The organism is Roseateles chitinivorans, assembly GCF_050632145.1.
Lineage (GTDB): Bacteria > Pseudomonadota > Gammaproteobacteria > Burkholderiales > Burkholderiaceae_C > Roseateles > Roseateles chitinivorans_B.
The window spans coordinates 1,801,608-1,820,740 of the sequence record NZ_CP192577.1; the positions used below are offsets into that span (position 1 = coordinate 1,801,608).

Here is a 19,133-nt window from a genome sequence, read left to right on the forward strand (position 1 = left end):
TTACTCCAGACCGCGCAGTTTGGGATCGAGCGCGTCGCGCAGCGCATCCGTGAAGAGGGCGAAGGCCGTGACGAAGATCGCCATGAAGCCGGTCACCGCGGCCAGCTGCCACCAGTAGCCCAGGATCAGCTCGCTCTGCGCCTCGGCCAGCATCGTGCCCCAGGACACCTGGTCCACGCTGACGCCCAGGCCCAGGTAGGACAGGATGACCTCGCTCTTGATGAAGCCCACCACGTGCAGCGAGAGCTGCACCAGCGCGACGTGCGAGACGTTGGGCAGGATGTGCTTGAACATGCGCGAGCTCTTGCTCGCGCCGATGGCCTCGGCGCTGCGGACGTATTCGCGCACCGAGTGCTTCATGAACTCGGCGCGCACCAGGCGGTAGATGCCGGTCCAGCCCGCCAGGCCCAGGATCATCACCACCGGCAGCACGCCGCGGCCGAAGACGACCGCGAAGGCGAAGATCAGCAGGATGTTGGGCATCGCCGTGAAGACGTTGTAGACCCATTCCAGGAAGTCGCCGACCTTTCCGCCGTAGAAGCCCGAGAGCGCGCCCAGCACGGTGCCGATCAGCGTGGCCACCAGCGCGGCCAGCACGCCGACCATGATGGAGATCTCGGCGCCCTTGATCGCCTTGGCCAGCACGTCGCGGCCCAGGCGGTCGCCGCCGAAGGGCAGCGTCTCGGCGCGCGGCGCCTCGTCGGTCTTGTACTGCTTGGCCTTCTCGGCCCACTCGGCGTACTTGGGCGCGAGCGGGTCGATGTCGCTCAGGTCGACGTTCGGGCCCTTGGGCTGCGCGATGGCGCCGGCGCTTTCGGCCGGCGCGGGACCCATGAAGGACGGCGGCGCGTTGGGCACGCCGGTCTCCTTCTGCCAGTCGCGGGCCACCAGGCCCAGGCCGGCGGCCAGCACCAGCAGCAGCGACAGCGCGACGACGACCATCGCGAACATGCCGAGCTTGTCGGACCTCAGGCGTCGCCAGGAGGCGTACCAGACGCCGCGCGAGCGTTGCGGCTTCGCGGCCGCCGTTTGATTGGACAGCACTGCGCTCATTTGAGGACCACCCGGGGGTCAACCAGCTTGTAGAGGAGGTCGGTGATCAGGTTGACCACCATCGTCAGCGCCGCGATGTAGATCGCGAAGGCCTGGATCACCGGATAGTCGTTGCGGTTGACGGCCAGCAGGATCTCGCGACCCAGGCCCGGGATGGAGAAGAAGACCTCCAGCAGGAAGGAGCCGACGAACACGCCGGGCAGCGCCACGGAGATGTTGGTCATGATCGGGATCATCGCGTTGCGCAGCACGTGCTTGAGCAGGATGGTCTTCTCGGTCAGGCCCTTGGCGCGCGCGGTGCGCACGTACTCATGACCGATCTCGTCGAGGAAGAAGGTGCGGTACAGCCGCGTGTACGGCGACAGCGCGACCGCCACCGCGACCAGCACCGGCAGCGGCGCGTAGGTCGTGAGGTTGGTCCACAGCGAGTCGCTCCAGCCCTGCACCGGGAACCAGCCCAGGCGGAAGGCGAAGAAGTACTGCGCCACGATCACGTAGACCAGCAGCGAGATCGACACCGCCACCGTCGTGAGGATCATCACCGCGCGGTCCGTGAGGCTGCCGCGCATGTAGGCGACGGCCAGCGCGAACGGGATCGCGAGGATCACTTCGAGCACGAGGATGGGCAGCATCACCGTCAGCGTGGCGGGCATGCGCGTGGCGAAGAGGTTGGCCACCGACTCGTTGGTCGCCCAGCTCTTGCCCCAGTCGAAGGTGACGATCTGCTGCAGGAAGATCAGCAGCTGTTCCCACACCGGCTTGTTCAGTCCGAGCTGATCGCGGATGGCCTCGATCTGGTCCTGGCTGGCGTTCAGGCCGCCCAGCACTTCGGCGGGATCGCCGCCGAACCATTTGAAGAGGAAGAACACCAGCAGCACGACGCCCAGCAAGGTGGGGATCATTTGCCACAGGCGCCTGATGAGATAGGCCGCCATACGCGCGGGACTCCAAGCAAGCGCCGCCGTGCCCGATGTCGAACCCGGCGACCGATAAAGACAAACCCCGGACGCTTGTGACGGCCGGGGCCTGAGGGTCGAAAACCACGCGCGAGTCTACGTGAGCGCCTGCAGGCCCCGACCCGGCATTTGCCCTGAATCCATCGGAGAAAACTGATGAAGCATGCTCGTGGAAGCAGGGGCGTTCATCCGCAATGCGCCCCTGTCGCCCGCGCGTTCGCGGTCTCGGGGTTGTTGGCATGGCGGGCGCGGACATCGCCCACTAGACTGGCGCGCTTTCGAATTCAAGGACGGCATCCAGATGCGACGCGGCATGGCCGGGACACGATCCCAGGCGCTCTTACTTTCGGCATCTCTCGCGTCATCGCTGGCGATCCTGGCGACGTTCACGGCGATCCCGTCGAGCGCGCGGGCCGCCGATGACGCCACGCCCGCGGCCACGGCGCCCGCGCCCAAGGTGCTGCGCTACGCGATCCGCGTGGCGGAGACCGGCTTCGATCCCGCCCAGGTCACCGACCTGTACTCGCGCAACATCACCGCCGGCATCTTCGACGCGCCGCTGCGCTACAGCTACCTGGGCCGTCCCTACCGGCTCGAGCCCGCCGTCACCGACGGCATGCCCGAGGTCAGCGACGACGCGCGCCGCTTCGTGTTCAAGCTCAAGCGCGGCGTGCTGTTCAGCGACGATCCGGCGTTCAAGGGCAAGCCGCGCGAACTCACCGCCGACGACCTGATCTACACGATCAAGCGTCACTACGACCCGCGCGTGAAGAGCGGTCACCTGTACCGCTTCGAGGGCGCGAAGATCCTCGGCCTGTCCGAGGTGCGCGCCGAGGCGCTGAAGAACAAGACGCCGTTCGACTACGACCGCCCGGTCGACGGCCTGCGCGCGCTGGACCGCTACACGGTCGAGATGCGCGTGGCCAACAGCGATCCGCGCATGCTGCTGCACTTCGCCGACCCGATGGTGGGCCTCGTGGCGCGCGAGGTCGTCGAGTTCTACGGCGACCGGATCATGGAGCACCCGGTGGGCACCGGCGCGTGGAAGCTCGGCGAGTGGCGCCGGTCCTCGCGCATCGTGCTCGAGAAGAATCCCACCTACCGCGACGAGCGTTATCACGAGGACGTCGCCACCGCGAAGCCCGAGCTGGCCGATGCCGTGCGTCGCCTGCAGGGCCGCAAGCTGCCGCTGATCGACCGCGTCGAGATCGCCGTGATCGAGGAAAGCCAGCCGCGCTGGCTGTCCTTCCTGCGCAAGGAATTCGACCTGCTCGACGACCTGCCGGCGGAGTTCGCGCCGGTCGGCATGCCGCAGAACAAGCTCGCACCCAACCTGGTGAAGGAAGGCGTGAAGGCGGTCCGCTACGAGCGCGCGGACGTCGCGGTCTCCTTCTTCAACATGGAAGATCCGGTCGTCGGCGGCTACACGCCGGAGAAGATCGCGCTGCGCCGCGCGATCGCGCTCGGCGTGGACCTGGACCAGGAGATCCGCCTGCCGCGCCGCGGCCAGGCGATCCCGGCGCAGGGGATCATCTCGCCGGGCGTGACCGGCTACGACAAGGGCTTCAAGTCGGAGATGAGCCAGTTCGACCGGGCGCGCGCCAAGGCGCTGCTCGACCTGTACGGCTACGTCGACAAGGACGGCGACGGCTGGCGCGACCTGCCCGACGGCAGCCCGCTGGTGCTCGAATACGCGACGCAGCCCGACGGCCAGAACCGTCAGCTGGCCGAGCTCTGGCAGAAGAACATGGATGCGATCAACGTGCGCATCCGCTTCAAGATCGCGAAGTGGCCGGAGAACCTGAAGTCCGCCAACGCCGGCAAGCTGCAGATGTGGGGCATGGGCTGGAGCGCCGACGTCCCCGACGGCGAGAACTTCCTCGGCCTGGGTTACGTCGGCAGCAAGGGCCAGTCCAACAAGGCGCGCTTCGACATGCCCGAATACAACGCGCTGTACCGCCAGCAGCACGGCATGCCGGACGGCCCCGAGCGTCTCGCGGTCATGGACCGCGCGCAGAAGCTGCTGATCGCCTACATGCCCTACAAGGTCCATGTGCACCGCATCTTCACCGACATGACGCAACCCTGGGTCATCGGCTACGACAAGAACCTGTACCAGCGCGACTTCTACTCGTACGTCGACATCGACACCGACGCGCTGACCAAGGCCCATCTGAAGAAGTGAACTGACGCCGTGACGATGCCCCGCGCCCGATCCCTCCTGTCGACACTGCGCGGGCCCGTCCTCGCGTCCACCGTCGCCGCCGTCCTCGCGATGGCCGGCCCGAACGCCGGTCACGCGGCGGCCTCGGCCGCGCCAGCCGCCTCCGCGCCCGAGACGCCGTCGCAGGCGGCGACCCCGTCGTCCGCCGGCCCCAAGGTCCTGCGCTACGCCTTCCGCGTCGCGGAGACCGGCTTCGATCCCGCGAAGATCACCGACCTGTACTCGCGGATGATCACGCCCCACATGTTCGAAGGGCTCTACACCTACGACCAGCTGGCGCGACCCGCGAAGATGAAGCCGCTGACCGCGGCGGCGCTGCCGGAGTCCTCCGCCGACTTCAGGACGTGGACGGTGAAACTGCGCCCGGGCATCCGCTTCGCCGACGACCCGGCGTTCAAGGGCAGGGCGCGCGAGCTGACCGCCGAGGACTACGTGTACTCGTTCAAGCGCTTCGCCGATCCGGCGGTGGCGTCGCCGGCCTGGAGCGAGGTCGAGGAACTCGAACTCGTCGGTCTCAACGAGTATCACGAGCAGGTCCGCAAGTCCGGCAAGCCCTTCGACTACGACAGGCCCATCGAAGGCCTGCGCGCGCTGGACCGCTACACGCTGCAGCTCAGGTCGAAGGAGACGCGGCCGCGCATGATGGAAGTCTTCGCGCAGGGCGACCTGTACGGCGCCGTCGCACGCGAGGTCATCGAGGCCTATCCGGGCGACTCGATGGCGCATCCGGTCGGCACGGGGCCGTTCGTGCTCAAGCAGTGGCGGCGCAGCTCGCTGATCGTGCTGGAGCGCAACCCGGTCTACCGCGAACGTTTCTACGACCAGGAAGTGGACCCCGCGCCGGACGATGCCGAAGGCCAGGCGCTGAAGGCGCGCTTCAAGGGGCGCCGCCTGCCGATGATCGACCGCGTCGAGGTCGGCGTCATCGAGGAGAACCAGCCGCGCTGGCTGTCCTTCCTGAACGGCGAATACGACTTCATCGAGCGCACGCCCGAGGACTTCATCAACCAGGCGATGCCCAACGGCAAGATTGCGCCCAACCTCGAGAAGCAGGGCAAGCACGCGTACCGGACCGTCGCGTCGGACGTGCTGTTCACCGTGTTCAACATGGAGGACCCGGTCGTCGGCGGCTACACGCCGGAGAAGATCGCGCTGCGCCGCGCGATCGGCCTGGCCATCGACGCCGGCCGCGAGCTGCGTCTGGTGCGGCGTGGCCAGGCCATGCTGGCGCAGTCGCTGTACATGCCGGGGACGACCGGCTACGACCCGGACTTCAAGAGCGACATGAGCACCTTCGATCCGGCCCGCGCGAAGGCGCTGCTGGATCTCTACGGCTACGTCGACAAGGACGGCGACGGTTGGCGCGACCGGCCGGACGGCAGTCCGCTGCTGCTGGAGAGCCTGACCACGCCTGAACAGTTCCAGCGCCAGATCGACGAGATCGTGCGGAAGAACCTCGACGAGATCGGCGTGCGCATCGTCTTCAAGCCGGCGAAGTGGCCGGAAAACCTGAAGTCGCTGCGCGCCGGCAAGTACCAGATCTGGTCGCTGGCGACCTCGGCGTCCAAGCCGGACGGCCAGGACTCGCTGGCACGCATGTACAGCGGCCAGATCGGCGCGCAGAACTACGCGCGCTTCCGGCTGCCGGCCGTCGACAAGCTCTACGACGAGGCCTCGCACCTGCCCGACGGGCCGCAACGCCTGAAGCTCTTCGAGGAGACCAAGCGCTACGCGGTCGCCTACATGCCCTACAAGTACCGCGGCCACCGCTTCATCACCGACATCGCCCAGCCGCAACTGGTCGGTTATCGCCGTCCGCAGTTCTGGCAGAACTGGTGGGAGTACGTGGACATCGATCCCGACGCCGCCGCGAAGTTCAAGCACTAGCCCCCGACGTTGCAAGGTCCCGACCTCCCATGCGCGCACGCCGTTCCGTTCCGTTCCTCCGCGCGACCGGCGCGTTGATGCAGGGTGCCGCGGCGTTCGCCGTCGCGACAGGCGCGCTGTTCGCCACCGTGGCGATGTCCGCGGTCGCCGCGCCGCCGCCGGTCCCGAAGGCCGCCGAGGCACCGCCCGCGAACCCGGACAAGCCGGAGAAGGTGCTGCGCTACGCCTTCCTCGTGTCCGAGACCGGCTTCGATCCGGCGCAGCTGAGCGACCTGTACTCGCGCATCGTCACGGCCCACATCTTCGAGTCGCTCTACAACTACGACTACCTGGCGCGACCGTTCAAGCTCAAGCCCAACACGGCGGCGGAGATGCCGCAGGTGTCCGAGGACTTCCGCACCTGGACGATCAAGATCCGTCCGGGCATCTACTTCGCCGACGATCCGGCCTTCAAGGGCAAGCGGCGCGAGCTGACCGCCGAGGACTACGTCTACAGCCTCAAGCGCTTCTACGACCCGGCGACCAAGGGACCGCTGTACTCCAGCTTCAAGCAGGAGGGCCTCCTCGGCCTGGAGGAACTGCGGGTCGCGTCGCTGCAGACGAAGAAGCCCTTCGACTACGACAAGCCGGTCGAGGGCGTGCGCGCGCTGGACCGCTACACGCTGCAGTTCAAGCTGGCGGAGCCGCGGCCGCGCTTCATCTACAACCTGGCCGGTGGCGACACCTACGGCGCGGTGGCGCGCGAGGTCATCGAGACCTATGCCGGCAAGACGATGGAACACCCGGTCGGCACGGGGCCGTTCATGCTGGAGCGCTGGCGGCGCGGCTCGCTGATCCGGCTGGTGAAGAACCCCGGCTTCCGCGACGTCGTCTACGACGCCCAGCCCGCACCGGGCGACACCGAGGGCGAGCAGCTGGCGGCGCTCTTCAAGGGCCGCAAGCTGCCGATGGTGGATGCGGTGGAGATCAGCATCATCGAGGCCGGCCAGCCGCGCTGGCTGTCCTACCTGAACCGCGAGTTCGACCTCCTCTACCAGCTGCCGGAGGAGTACGCGGACGTCGCCATCCCGCACGGCAAGCTCGCGCCCAACCTCGACAGGCAGGGGATGAAGCTGTACCGCGTGCTGGCGAGCGACCGCACGATGTATTACTTCAACATGGAAGACCCGACGGTCGGCGGCTACACGCCGGACAAGGTCGCGCTGCGCCGCGCGATCGGCCTGGCCACGGACGTGCCGACCGAGATCGTCACCACCCGCCACTTCCAGGCCGTGCCGGCGCAGTCCGTCGTCGCGCCGGGGACCTGGGGCTACGAGGACGACTACAAGAGCGAGAACAGCGATTACGACCTGGCCCGCGCCAAGGCGCTGCTCGACACCTACGGTTATGTCGACAAAGACGGCGACGGCTGGCGCGACAAGCCCGACGGCAGCCCGCTGCTGCTCGAGGTGGCGTCCTCGCCGGATTCGCGTTCCAAGCCCTATGACGAACTGTGGCAGCGCGACATGGACAAGCTGGGCGTCCGGATGCGCATCCGCATGGCGCAGTGGCCGGAGAACCTGAAGTCGGCGCGCGCGGGACAGCTGATGATCTGGCAGCTGGGCTTCAACAGCTCGACGCCGGATGCGCAGCTGGGACTGGAACTGCTCTACGGGCCGGCGGCCGGCGGACAGAACCTGGGCCGCTTCAAGCTCGAACGCTACGACGAGCTCTACCGGCAGATGATGGTGCTGCCCGACGGTCCCGAACGCGCGGCGCTGCTGCGCGAGGCGCAGAAACTGCTGACGGCGTACATGCCGCAGAAGTTCCGCGTGCACCGCATCGTGACCGACATCGCGCAGCCGTGGCTGGTCGGCTACCGGCGGCCGTTCTTCAACCAGATCTTCTGGCCCTACGTCGACATCGAGACGGACAAGCTGCCGAAGCGCTGAGGCCTTCTTGCCCCCTCTCCCGCTTGCGGGAGAGGGCAGAGGTGAGGGCCTGCAGCCGTCGCAGTACGGCAGAGCGAGCCCGGACGATCGAGCCGGTCACGCGCGCGACGGCGAGCCCGAGAGATCTCGGCTACCGTCAGGACTCGACAAGGAGTCCCGCATGCCCCCGACGCCGCAGATCGACCACTACCGCCGCTTCCTGCACGAGCAGCGAGGCCTGGTCTTCGATGACTACGCGTCGCTGTGGGGCTGGTCGGTGACGGAGCTGGACGCGTTCTGGCGCAGCATCTGGGACCATTTCGACCTGCGCTCGGAGACGCCCTTCGACGCGGCCCTCTGCGAGGAGCGCATGCCCGGCGCGGTCTGGTTCCGCGGTGCGACCTTGAACATCGCGGCGCAGGCGTTGCGGCACGTCGACGCAGCGGAAGCCGCGGGCCATCCGGCGATCGTCCATGCGAACGAGGCGATGCTCGCGCGCGGCGAACTCGGCGAGATGCGCTGGTCCGAGCTGCAGCGTCAGGTCGGCGCACTTGCGGCCTCGATGCATGACCTCGGCGTGCGACGCGGCGATCGCGTCGCTGCCTACCTGCCCAACGTGCCGGCGACGGCGGTGGCCTTCCTCGCCGTCGCGAGCCTGGGCGCGGTGTGGTCGGTGTGCTCGCCGGACATGGGGCCGGTGGCGGTGCTGGACCGCTTCCGCCAGATCGAGCCCAGGCTGCTGATCGCCGCCGACGGCGTGCGTTACGCCGGGCAGGACATCGACCGCATGGCGATGCTCGGGCAACTGCTCGACGAGCTGCCGACGGTGACGGACGTGGTGCTGCTCGGCAACCTGGATCCGCAGGCCGACCCGTCGCCGCTCGCCACGGCGGTGGCCGCTGCGGCCGGCAAAGCGGGCGAGGCGGTGAGCACGAGCGCGGAAGGGGGCGCAGACAAGGCGCCGTGCCCATCGCTGGGACGCGCTGATCGCCAACACGCGCCTGCACGCGCCGGAGGCGGTGCCGTTCGACCATCCGCTGTGGATCGTCTACTCGAGCGGCACCACCGGCCTGCCCAAGCCCATCGTCCACGGGCACGGCGGCGTGCTGCTGGAAATGCTCAAGGGTTCGATCCACAACAACGTCGGCGCGACGGCGGAGACGGGCGACCGCTTCCACTGGTACAGCTCGACGGGCTGGATCATGTGGAACTGCCAGGTCGGCGCGCTGATGGGCGGCACGACGATCTGCCTGTTCGACGGCAGCCCGGCGGGACCGAAGGACGCGCCGGACTGGAGCACCTTGTGGCGCTTCGTGGCGCTGTCGGGCGCGACCTTCTTCGGCGCTGGGGCGGCGTTCTACGCGAGCTGCCTGAAGGCCGGCGTCGAGCCGCTGACGCACGGCGACCTCAGCCGCCTGCGCGCGATCGGCAGCACGGGCAGCCCGCTGGCGGACGAGAGCTACGACTGGATCTGGGCGAACTGTCCCCGGCCCGAGGGCCGGCCGATCTGGATCTGCATCATCAGCGGCGGCACGGACTTCGCCGGCGCCTTCCTCACGGGGCTGATCACGGAGCCGCTGGTGCGTGGCCAGATGCAGGTGCGAAGCCTGGGCGCGTCGGTGCACGCGTTCTCGGAGGTGGATGCGGTCGGACAGGGACGGGCGCTGATCGACGAGGTCGGCGAGCTCGTCTGCACGCGGCCGATGCCGTCGATGCCGCTGTACTTCTGGGGCGACCGGGACCACGAGCGCTACCTGTCGAGCTACTTCGACATGTACCGCGGCCCCAATGGCGAAGGCGTCTGGCGCCATGGCGACTGGCTGCGCGTCACGCCGTCTGGCGGCGGGATCATCTACGGGCGTTCGGACGCGACGATCAACCGTCACGGGATCCGCATGGGCACGTCGGAGCTGTACCGTGCGGTGGAAACGCATGCGGAGGTGCTGGACAGCCTGGTCGTGGACCTGGAGTACCTCGGCCGGCCGAGCTGCCTGCTGCTGTTCGTGCAACTGCGCGACGGACTGACGTTGGATGACGCGCTGCAACTGCGCTTGAAGACCTCGATCAAGAAGGCGCTGTCGGCGCGGCATGTGCCGGACGAGATCCACCAGGTCGAGGCGATCCCGCGCACGCTGTCAGGCAAGAAGATGGAGCTGCCGATCAAGAAGCTGCTGCTCGGCGCCACGGCGGATCAGGTCATGAAGCGCGACGCGATGGCGAATGCGGAGGCGGTGGCGTGGTATCAGCAGTTCGCCAAGGACCGCGCGTAGTCCGCGCTCCAACGCCACCTTTCAACGTGTGACACGTTGGGGGGTGAGAGATGGCGAGGTAACCCCCTCGCAATCGGTCATCAGTTGATGCACCGCTTTCAACTGTTTGTCGACCAGAGCTTTCGAGATGGGGGCATCCAGCTCGTAGTCGGCGATCGCTCGTAGCTCCCGCTGCTGCCTGAGCAACTTGCTGATGGCCACCGATCGCTCCGATTCAACAGTGCTGCAGGCCTGGTCGGGATGCCGAAGTCGCGAGATCAATTGAGCATGGACGCCACTGAATGGATCGCATGAGCCGCGCGCCGGAAGACCACCCTCCCAGGCCAGACATCGGTGGTACGACGCGTAGTACGCGCGGTTGATGGACGCGCGTTGGGACGCCTCATCCGAGCGGCAACCGAGCTCGCGTGCGAGCCTGTGCCAAGCACTGGGTTTGTTGGACATGACGAGCTCCAGGAATCTGCGTGGACAAGCGATCAGCAGGGGCCACCATCGGTCAGACGAAGGTAGAACGAATCGCGATCCAGGCGGTGACTTCGGAGGACGTCGTCGAGTCGTTTGTCCCAGGTGTTGGCATCCTCGTAGTCCAGCGAGGTATGCACGTCATATCGCGCCCAAGATCCTTCGTCAGTCTGGAAGGTGCAGAGCCAAGGCGTGCCTTCAAGGCGAATCCGATGGCGCCTCAGGAACTCTCCGGTCAGGTGCAGCATGGCCAAGGCATCCGACGGTGAAATCCTCTGATGCTTCAGGACTTCCTTCATTGCCCCCGCGGAGGCGTCCCAGTCCTCCATCGCACATCGGGCGATGAGGTCGGCGTCGGCTGCAGCGCCAAAGGCCACATGCGGGTGTCGCAACGCGTGAATCAGCGCGTCGAAATCTGACGCGTTCGCATAGGTTCGTTGAACGGGCGGCGACGTCACCGAAGTCTCGGCATCGGGACGATCGTTCTTGAATTTCACGCTCATGGTTCGCTCGCTTTCGTCGGTGGGTTTGGTGACCCGATGACTGCAGTTTCGGCAGAGGGGGCGATTGCGTCTTTCCTCCAAAGTGCGGACTCGATGGGGGCGCTGATTCAGGGAGGTCAGTCCCCCTGCCGATACTGATCAAGGTCATCGCCCGCCCTGCGTTACATGACGCCTTCGCGTCGCTCCCGCGACGCGCCCCCGCTTCCAGGGACGGCGGCCCCGAGGGCAAGTTCCAGGCCCGTCGCTGACACCGACCGTTCACCGGTCTGTCACCCCGGCCTCTGAACATCCGCCCCGTCCACCCGTGACCGCGCCATCAAGACCTGACCCCCGGGCAGATCGGCGTGCGGCCGCGGCGCTTCCTGTCCGCGACCTCCCTGGAGTCCCCATGCGCAAGCCTTTCGCCCGCTCCCTGTCCGCCCTCGTTACCCACGGCATCACCCGCGCCTGCCTGCCGTTGGTGCTGGCCGTCGCCGCGCCGTTCGCGTCCGCCACCGTCGTGACCTTCGACGACCTGGGCGACGACGGCTTCGTCCCCGCCCACTACGCCGGCCTCGACTGGTCCGCCAGCTCCTGGTTCCAGTACGCCGGCGAGCAGGCCCCGTACACGCCGCATTCCGGCGACCGCCGCGCCACGCTCGGCTTCGACGGCAGCAGCGCCACCAGCGCGATCGGCTTCCTCACGCCCAGCACCTACCAGGGCGCCTGGTTCTCCGGCTTCGACGGCGTCAGCGTCGCCGTCGACCTGTACCTCGGCGGCACGCTCGTCGCGTCGACCTCGCTGCTGAACCTCAGCGACAGCCCCGCGTTCCTGGGCAGCGGCTACGCCGGTCTCGTCGACCGCCTCGTGTTCCGCAGCAACGATCCGGCCTTCTTCGTCATGGACGACCTGACCTTCGCGTCCGCCGTGCCGGAACCCGCCTCCGGCGCGCTCGCGCTGGGCGGCCTGGCCGTCGCCGCGCTGGTGGTCCGCCGCCGCAAGACCTCGCCGCACGCGAGCGCAGCCATCAACGCCACCGTCTGAGGAGTCCGCCATGACGCAGCAGCAACCGCCCCGCCGCCAGTTCCTCCGCGCCGTCGCCGGCGCGGCCGGCGCCACCGCCGCGATGACCAGCTTCCCGCCGGCCATCGCCCGCGCGCTGTCCATCAAGGCGGCGGTGCGCACCGGCACCATCCGGGACGTCGAGCACATCGTCGTCCTGACCCAGGAGAACCGCTCCTTCGACCACTACTTCGGCACGCTGAACGGCGTGCGCGGTTTCGGCGATCCGTTCCCGGCGCCGGTGGCCGACTCGGCCAACGTGACGGGCCGCTCGGTCTGGATCCAGCCCACCGTCAACAACGCCGCGCCCGGCGCGATCGCGCCCTTCCACCTGAACACCGCGCAGAACTTCGCCTTCATGCGCGTCAGCGGCACGCCGCACTCGTGGACCGATGCGCAGGCCGCCTGGGACCACGGCCGCATGAACAACTGGCCCAAGGCCAAGCAGAACCATTCGATGGGCCACTTCAAGGCGCAGGAGCTGCCCTTCCAGTTCGCGCTGGCCAACGCGTTCACGCTGTGCGACGCGTACCACTGCGCGACGCAGACCGGCACCAACACCAACCGCCTGTTCATCTGGACCGGCACCAACGATCCGCTGCGCCTGGGCAACGGCCCGTCCACCGACAACAGCCACGACTGGTTCAACCCGAACCCGCTCGACGACTACACCTGGACCACCTATCCCGAGCGCCTGCAGTCGGCCGGCATCAGCTGGCAGGTCTACCAGAACATGGACGACAACTTCACCGACAACTCGCTGGCCGGGTTCAAGGTGTTCCGCGACGGCTGGTACAACCGGCCGGGCTTCTCGCAGGTGCTGAAGGACCGCGGCATCTCGACGCGCGACCTGGACCTGCTGCGCGACGACGTGCTCAACAACCGGCTGCCGCAGGTGTCGTGGATCGTCGCGACGGCGGAGGGCTCCGAGCATCCCGGCCCGTCCAGCCCCGCGCAGGGCGCCGACTACACCGCCAAGGTGCTGGACGCGCTGACCTCGAATCCCGACGTGTGGTCCAAGACCGTCCTGTTCATCAACTTCGACGAGAACGACGGCTTCTTCGACCACGTGCCGCCGCCGGCCGCGCCCTCGTACGTGAGCTGGAACGCGAACCCGGCGCAGGCGGTGCTCGCCGGCGCGTCGACGGTCGACACGACCGGCGAGTATTGCGAGATCCTCAACGGCGCCTCCGCCACCTACCTGCACCGGCCGTACGGCATGGGCCCGCGCGTGCCGCTGTACATCGTGTCGCCGTGGAGCAAGGGCGGCTGGGTGAATTCGCAGACCTCGGACCACACGTCGGTGCTGCGTTTCATCGAGGCCCGCTTCGGCGTGAAGGAGACCAACATCGGCCCGTGGCGCCGCGCGGTCGCGGGCGACCTGACTTCGTGCTTCAACTTCGCCGATCCGGAGGACAGCGAGTTCTTCTCGAAGCTGCCGGACACCGTCGCGCTGGCCAACCGGGCGCGCGCGCTGCCCGGCACGACGACGCCGACGATCCCCGGCGCGCTGCAGCTGCCGTCGCAGGGGGCCGGCGTGCGTCCGGCCCGCGCGCTGCCTTATGACCTGCAGGCCACCGGCGCCGTGACGCCCGGCGCCGGGCCGAACGCGACGGCGATCGCGGTCACGTTCCAGAACACGGGCAGCGCCGCCGCCGTGTTCCATGTCTACGACCGCACGCGCCTGGGCGAGATCCCGCGCCGCTACACGGTCGAGGCCGGCAAGCAGCTCACCGGCAGCTTCGCGCCGCAGGCCGCCGGCGCGTACGACCTGTGGATCCTCGGCCCCAACGGCTTCCATCGCCACCTCGCCGGCAATGCGCGGCGCGCGGCGGCGGCGGGCCAGCCCAATCCGGATGTCATCGCCCAGTCCGCGCCGGCCACCGGCGAGCTGGTGCTGACGCTGGTCAACACCGGACCGGTCGCCGCGACCTTCACCATCGCGCACAACAAGTACCAGGGCACGGCGCCGCACACGGTGAACGTGCCGGCGCGCAGCCGCAGCGAGGTGCGCGTCCCCGTCGCCGTCGCGGCGCACTGGTATGACGTGTCGGTGCGCGTGAGCGGCCAGACCGACTTCCTGCGCCGCTTCGCCGGCCACATCGAGACCGGCGCGCCGTCGGTCAGCGATCCGGCGATGGAAGGTGTGGCGAAGGCGGATCAGTACCGCGTGCAGGGCGCGTGAAGGCGCGCTGAGCTCGGTGCACGCCCTCTCCCTCTCCCGCTTGCGGGAGAGGGCGGGGGTGAGGGCCAGCAGCCGTCGCAGTACACCCGGCGGGAGCGATGCTTGCCCAACCCGGACCTCCCCATGAAATCACGGAGGTCCTCATGTCCGTCATGCGTCTTCGTCCACAACGACAACCGCGTTCCATTCTCCGATCCACCTTGGCATCGATGGCCGCCGCTGCCGCGCTCGGCGTGACCGCCATCGGCGCGCACGCGCAGGCCGGCGGCGTGCCGCCGGATGCCGCCGGCTTCACCGAGTACGTCGCCGCGCAACTTCGCCAGCAACTGGGCGAAGCCACCGTCGTCGTCCGCGAGCCGCTGACGCTCGGTGTCGCGGATCAGCGCACGAAGCTCGACAAGCTCTATGCGGGCTGCCAGACCAACCGCGGCAACTGCGCCGACGACGTGAACGTCTTCGTGAAGACGACGACGCAGCAGTTCCGCACCTCGACGATTCCCGCGACGCGTGAATCGCTGCGCCTGGCCGTACGCACGGCCGCGTCGGTGCAGCAGGCGCAGCGCGAGGTCGGCGGCGACGCGACGACGTTCCGCCCCCGGCCCTTCATCGGTCCGCTGGTGACGGTGCCGGTCTTCGACACGATGCGCGCGACGCGGCTGATCAGCGAGAAGGACTACAAGACGCTGAACCTCTCGGTCGATCAGGTGCGCGAGACCGCGCGCAAGAACACCTACGACGCGATGCCGCAGGTCCTTCAGCACGCCAAGCCGGTGCCGGCGGGCGAGGTCGGCAAGCTCGACGGACCGGTGCTGCAGCCCAGCCGGTTGATCTTCATCGACGACTGGAAGCCGCTGGCCGACGCGCAGAAGGGCAAGCTGATCGTTGCCGCGCCGGCCAACGACACCGTGCTCTACGTCGGCGACGACGATGCGGCGACGCTCGACGCGCTGCGCGCGCAGGTGCGCGAGCTGATGGGCAAGTCCGCCAATCCGTTGACGGACGTGCTGCTGCGGTGGTCGCCGTCGGGGTGGGTGTCGGTGCAGTGATCCACCCGCAATGACCCACCCGCAATGACCGGCCGTCAGCGTCCGCCGTCTGCGGCGGACGCCGCCGGCGCGCCCCGGAACAGCCGGCGCGCGAGCTGCCAGCCCGCGCGCTGCGCCGCGAGCCACAGGCCCAGCGTCAGATAGAACGTGCCGACCATGAGCGCGGCGCGCGGCAGCAGACCGATGCTGCCCACTGCGCTGCCCGCAGTGAGGGCCAGCGTGACGGCGCCCAGCGTCAAGCGCATGCCGCAGAGGCTGGACAGCCAGGCCATCAGCGTCGGCAGTCCGACCGTCAGCAGCAGCGCGATGGCCTGCCATCCGCCCGCCGGTCGAGTGGGCTGCACCCGGAAGGTCGGGTTGGGCACGTACAGGCGCAGGCGGTAGACCGCGACGCCGGCGGAGATCCACGCGGCCTGCAGCCCCGCGACGAGAGGCATCATCGTCGGCACCACCCAGGCGACCAGCCCCCACAGCGCCACCGCCGTCGTGATCATCGCGGGCGTTCCCTTCAGGCCGAGCAGCAGGCCGATCGCCAGGAATGCCAGGCTCAGCACGGCCATGGCGTCCCCGTACACCGGCGCGAGGTGCAGGACGAGACCGGCCACGGCGAAGCTCGCGGCGCCCACCCACGGCGACGCACGCTCCCAGCGTTCCGACTTGAGCGTTCCGGCCAGCCAATCGGGCACGGCCTCGCGCAGGAAGTCGAGCGCCTGGCCGACGTAACCCATGATCACGCAGAAGATGGCCACCGACGACAGGGCGGAGAAGGCGTGGCCGAGACCCTCTTCCGCGCTGCCCGCCAGCATGCCGCTGAGCACGCCGGCCAGCAGCGCGATCAAGGGCAGTGCCGCGTTGCGCGTCTTCACGCCCAGCTTCTGGACGGCGCCCAGCTCCGCCTCGTCGAGACCCAGCCGGCGCAGCAGCTGCCAGCCGGCCCATTGCAGATGCAGCGGCAAGGTGTGTCCCATGAGCAGGGCGCCGATGAAGGCCTTCAACCTGTTGCCCTCGCTCGCCGAACCGGACAGGTGGGCGATGCGGACCGTCGGGCCGAACTCCTCGAGCGTCGCCGGATCGGTGATCGGCGGCGGATGGCGATCGAGCACCGCCGCGAGCGCCGCCATGCGCTCTCCGCCCAGCATCCGCTCGATGCGGAAATCCCGAGACCAGTCGAAGTGCTCGCGCAGCAGATCGATCAGATGCGTGGGCAGGTGGGCCTCGAGCTGCACCACGAGGTCGGCGAATCGCGCCGAAGCCTCGAGCTGCCGATCCAGTGGGAGTTCGCCGAGCTGGCGTCGAAACGCCGGCAGCGCGGCTTCCAGCTTCGCCGGGCCCAGCTTGAGCAGGTCGACGAGCTCGTGGCAGAGCGCCTCCGGTGATGGCCCCGCGGACGGATCCAGGAACGCGGGCCGCTCGGGGTGGGCGCGTGGCGCGGGCGCCGGGGCAGGCGGTGGCGCCTGAGCGGGCGCCGTCGCGGGCCATTCCGAGTCGATCAGGGCCTCGATCCGTTCCGCCAGGGGCGATGCCGCAACGACCGGCTCGACGACCACTGGCCGGTCGGGTATCGGTTCGTCGGCCCCGGTGGCCGCTTCCTCGCCGGCCTGCGCCGCGATCAGTGCCTGCCGGCGCGCGTGCGCCACGAGCCGGTCATAGGCCTCGCGCAGCGCCTGGTAGGCCGGCGCGTCGTCGTCGGGCCGGGTCTTGCGCAACGTCTTCGCATAGGCGCGCTTGATCTCGCCGAGGTCGGTGGTGGTGTCGGTCAGTCCCACGCGCTCGCAGTCGCGGCGCCAGGCCTCGGTCCAATGACCGCTTCCGTCGTCCGGGTCGTCGCTCATGGCGTCGCCCCAGGCCGTCGGGACATCAACCGGCGTCCGGCTCGCCAACCGATGTGTTGCGCCGCGATCAGCAAGGCCAGCGCGAGGTAGAAGGCGCCGACCCCCGCAATCAGTTGCCACTTGCCCGCCGGCGCCGCCGCAGCCGCCGTAGCCGCCAGCATGAGCGCGCCGATGATCAGCCGATGACCGCCGAAAAATGCCAGCCAGCCGAGTCCGGTCGGCAAGCCGATGGTGCCCATCAGCAGCAGAGCGACGACGCCACCTCGTGGCCACTCCGGCCTCAGCGTGCGTTCCGGTTGCGGCCTGTAGAAATCGTCGGTCAGCACCCTGCCACCCAGCGTGGCCCAAGCGGCGGCGATGCCCAGCCACAACGCCGGCACGGGCGGCATGTCCCGAACGATGGGCACCATCTCTGAAGGCGGCGCCAACAGCATCAGCGGCAGCGCCGCGACCAGCCAGGCGATGCCGTTGGCCAGGAAGACGCTCCAGTGGGAGATCGCCAGCATCACGCTCGTCAGCGCGACGATCTGCGCCGCCATCAGCCGGTCGTGCTGTCCGTCGCCGCCCTCCATGCCGGCCTGTCGGGCCAGCACGCCGGCGGCGACGAAGCCGACGATGGCGAGCCAGCCGCCGTACTTCGGCAACCAGGCATGGACCCAACGCTTCGCCGGGGTGATGTTGATGAGCGCCCAGCAGAAGTTGATCGCGATGTAGGCAACGAACAGGACGAGCGGCAGGATCGCGCCCATGACGGCGATGGCCATCGCCGGGCCGAAGTCGAGCGGCGACTGGCCCTTGGCCGCGTACAGCACGCCGACTATCGAGAGCGTCATGAGCAGCCAGACCACGATGTTCGTGATCTTGAGCATCTCCAGGATCTCCCGCTGCGCGCGGAACGGGACGCCAATCTGGCGCAGCAACGCTTCATCTGCGTCGCGGAGTTGCACGTCAAGGCCGTGGCCCATAGCGACGATCGCGATGCGGGCACGGAGCCGGTCCAGCAATCGCGGGGACGAGATCCATGCGGCCAGCGATCCCAGCGGTCCGTACTCGCGCTGCAAGGCCGGGTCTGCGAGCGGGACCGGATGGTTCGTCAGCTCGCGCTGCAGCAAGTCGCCCAGCGCTGCAGTCCGCTCCAGCCCGAGCAGTCGCTCGGCGCGGAAGTCTCCGGTCCAGGCGAAGTGCCCGTGCAGCAGATGGACCAGTTCGGCGGGCGCGATGTCGGCATGCCGGAGCAGCAGGTCGGCGAATCGCACCGAGGCTTCCGGCATCTCGGGTAGCGGCAACTGCGCGAGGCGTTCGCGGAACTCAGGGAGGGCGGCGGTCAGCGCCTCACGCCTCAACGCGTCCCAGCGCTGAGGCAGCGCAGACGGGACGTCGTCGATCCGGGTCTGCAGCCAGAGGCAAAGCGTCTGCGCCTCGGAACGGTCCGCGGTTCCATGAGACGTCGTCGGCATGGGCACGGCGTCGGACGGCGCGTCTGGGCGCGCTTGGTCCGGCGCGGCGACATCGACGCGCCCAGGCGAGGTCGATCGCTCACCGCCAGCGGCGTCTTGCGCTTCTTGACGCGCCAGGGCGACCACGCGCTCGTAGGCCTCGCGCAGCGCCTGGTAAGCCTGCGCGTCGTCCTCGGGCCGGGTCTTGCGCAGCGTCTTCGCATAGGCGCGCTTGATCTCGCCGAGATCAGTGCTGGTCGCCGCCAGCCCGACCGTCGCGCAGTCCCGGCGCCACGCGTCCTGCCAGTCTTCCATTGCCGCGCTCTC

Annotated in this window: 12 protein-coding genes and 1 pseudogene; 7 read left to right on the forward strand and 6 right to left on the reverse strand. The window is 68.7% G+C overall.

Annotation, left to right across the window (positions count from 1 at the left end; all coding sequences use genetic code 11):
- Together ACQ86G_RS08325 and ACQ86G_RS08330 are read right to left on the reverse strand one after the other, a co-directional pair.
- Positions 1-1,053 carry an ABC transporter permease gene (locus tag ACQ86G_RS08325; RefSeq protein WP_431260145.1) on the reverse strand — a complete coding sequence of 351 codons (1,053 nt, stop codon included), beginning with the start codon at positions 1,051-1,053 and terminating at the stop codon, positions 1-3.
- On the reverse strand, positions 1,050-1,988 hold the full coding sequence (locus ACQ86G_RS08330) for an ABC transporter permease (RefSeq protein ID WP_088408590.1): 939 nt from the start codon (positions 1,986-1,988) through the stop codon (positions 1,050-1,052). The genes ACQ86G_RS08325 and ACQ86G_RS08330 overlap by 4 nt, the downstream gene beginning before the upstream one ends.
- Positions 1,989-2,322: 334 nt before the next feature.
- On the opposite strand from ACQ86G_RS08330, the gene ACQ86G_RS08335 reads away from it, so the two are divergent.
- The 4 genes and pseudogenes from ACQ86G_RS08335 to ACQ86G_RS08350 all read left to right on the forward strand — a co-directional run bounded on the left by ACQ86G_RS08335 (position 2,323) and on the right by ACQ86G_RS08350 (position 10,300).
- Positions 2,323-4,194 (forward strand): ABC transporter substrate-binding protein, encoded by a 1,872-nt coding sequence (locus ACQ86G_RS08335; protein ID WP_431260146.1) that lies wholly within the window; start codon positions 2,323-2,325, stop codon positions 4,192-4,194.
- A gap of 15 nt (positions 4,195-4,209) precedes the next feature.
- Positions 4,210-6,120: an ABC transporter substrate-binding protein gene (locus tag ACQ86G_RS08340; protein ID WP_431261363.1), complete on the forward strand. Its 1,911-nt coding sequence runs from the start codon at positions 4,210-4,212 to the stop codon at positions 6,118-6,120.
- Positions 6,121-6,149: 29 nt separating this feature from the next.
- Complete coding sequence (locus tag ACQ86G_RS08345) at positions 6,150-8,051, forward strand: ABC transporter substrate-binding protein (RefSeq protein ID WP_431260147.1); 1,902 nt, start codon at positions 6,150-6,152, stop codon at positions 8,049-8,051.
- 160 nt (positions 8,052-8,211) lie between these two features.
- Positions 8,212-10,300, forward strand: a pseudogene (locus ACQ86G_RS08350) (acetoacetate--CoA ligase).
- Between the two features lie 21 nt (positions 10,301-10,321).
- Here the strand turns inward: ACQ86G_RS08350 and ACQ86G_RS08355 are convergent.
- Both ACQ86G_RS08355 and ACQ86G_RS08360 read right to left on the reverse strand, forming a co-directional pair.
- Entirely contained in the window at positions 10,322-10,744 is a 423-nt protein-coding gene (locus ACQ86G_RS08355) for a hypothetical protein (protein WP_431260148.1), read from the reverse strand.
- A gap of 32 nt (positions 10,745-10,776) precedes the next feature.
- The gene (locus tag ACQ86G_RS08360; protein WP_431260149.1) at positions 10,777-11,265 is read right to left on the reverse strand and encodes a hypothetical protein; all 489 of its coding nucleotides are present in this window, start codon (positions 11,263-11,265) and stop codon (positions 10,777-10,779) included.
- A gap of 388 nt (positions 11,266-11,653) precedes the next feature.
- Between ACQ86G_RS08360 and ACQ86G_RS08365 the strand changes: the two genes are divergently transcribed.
- The 3 genes from ACQ86G_RS08365 to ACQ86G_RS08375 all read left to right on the forward strand — a co-directional run bounded on the left by ACQ86G_RS08365 (position 11,654) and on the right by ACQ86G_RS08375 (position 15,538).
- Positions 11,654-12,289, forward strand: a complete 636-nt coding sequence (locus ACQ86G_RS08365) for a PEP-CTERM sorting domain-containing protein (RefSeq protein ID WP_431260150.1) — start codon at positions 11,654-11,656, stop codon at positions 12,287-12,289.
- 10 nt (positions 12,290-12,299) lie between these two features.
- Positions 12,300-14,492, forward strand: a complete 2,193-nt coding sequence (locus ACQ86G_RS08370) for a phosphocholine-specific phospholipase C (protein ID WP_431260151.1) — start codon at positions 12,300-12,302, stop codon at positions 14,490-14,492.
- A gap of 209 nt (positions 14,493-14,701) precedes the next feature.
- Entirely contained in the window at positions 14,702-15,538 is an 837-nt protein-coding gene (locus ACQ86G_RS08375; RefSeq protein ID WP_431260152.1) for a hypothetical protein, read from the forward strand.
- A gap of 35 nt (positions 15,539-15,573) precedes the next feature.
- On the opposite strand, the gene ACQ86G_RS08380 is transcribed toward ACQ86G_RS08375, so the two are convergent.
- Both ACQ86G_RS08380 and ACQ86G_RS08385 read right to left on the reverse strand, forming a co-directional pair.
- On the reverse strand, positions 15,574-17,370 hold the full coding sequence (locus ACQ86G_RS08380) for a hypothetical protein (RefSeq protein WP_431260153.1): 1,797 nt from the start codon (positions 17,368-17,370) through the stop codon (positions 15,574-15,576).
- The gene (locus ACQ86G_RS08385) at positions 17,367-18,953 is read right to left on the reverse strand and encodes a hypothetical protein (protein WP_431260154.1); all 1,587 of its coding nucleotides are present in this window, start codon (positions 18,951-18,953) and stop codon (positions 17,367-17,369) included. Before ACQ86G_RS08385 ends, ACQ86G_RS08380 begins: the two co-directional genes overlap by 4 nt.
- Positions 18,954-19,133: the final 180 nt, after the last annotated feature.

Bases quoted from the DNA above. Each gene is read 5' to 3' on its own strand.
- ACQ86G_RS08325 (WP_431260145.1), bottom strand. From the start codon at position 1,053: ATGAGCGCAGTGCTGTCCAATCAAACGGCGGCCGCGAAGCCGCAACGC.
- ACQ86G_RS08330 (WP_088408590.1), bottom strand. From the start codon at position 1,988: ATGGCGGCCTATCTCATCAGGCGCCTGTGGCAAATGATCCCCACCTTG.
- ACQ86G_RS08335 (WP_431260146.1), top strand. From the start codon at position 2,323: ATGGCCGGGACACGATCCCAGGCGCTCTTACTTTCGGCATCTCTCGCG.
- ACQ86G_RS08340 (WP_431261363.1), top strand. From the start codon at position 4,210: ATGCCCCGCGCCCGATCCCTCCTGTCGACACTGCGCGGGCCCGTCCTC.
- ACQ86G_RS08345 (WP_431260147.1), top strand. From the start codon at position 6,150: ATGCGCGCACGCCGTTCCGTTCCGTTCCTCCGCGCGACCGGCGCGTTG.
- ACQ86G_RS08355 (WP_431260148.1), bottom strand. From the start codon at position 10,744: ATGTCCAACAAACCCAGTGCTTGGCACAGGCTCGCACGCGAGCTCGGT.
- ACQ86G_RS08360 (WP_431260149.1), bottom strand. From the start codon at position 11,265: ATGAGCGTGAAATTCAAGAACGATCGTCCCGATGCCGAGACTTCGGTG.
- ACQ86G_RS08365 (WP_431260150.1), top strand. From the start codon at position 11,654: ATGCGCAAGCCTTTCGCCCGCTCCCTGTCCGCCCTCGTTACCCACGGC.
- ACQ86G_RS08370 (WP_431260151.1), top strand. From the start codon at position 12,300: ATGACGCAGCAGCAACCGCCCCGCCGCCAGTTCCTCCGCGCCGTCGCC.
- ACQ86G_RS08375 (WP_431260152.1), top strand. From the start codon at position 14,702: ATGGCCGCCGCTGCCGCGCTCGGCGTGACCGCCATCGGCGCGCACGCG.
- ACQ86G_RS08380 (WP_431260153.1), bottom strand. From the start codon at position 17,370: ATGAGCGACGACCCGGACGACGGAAGCGGTCATTGGACCGAGGCCTGG.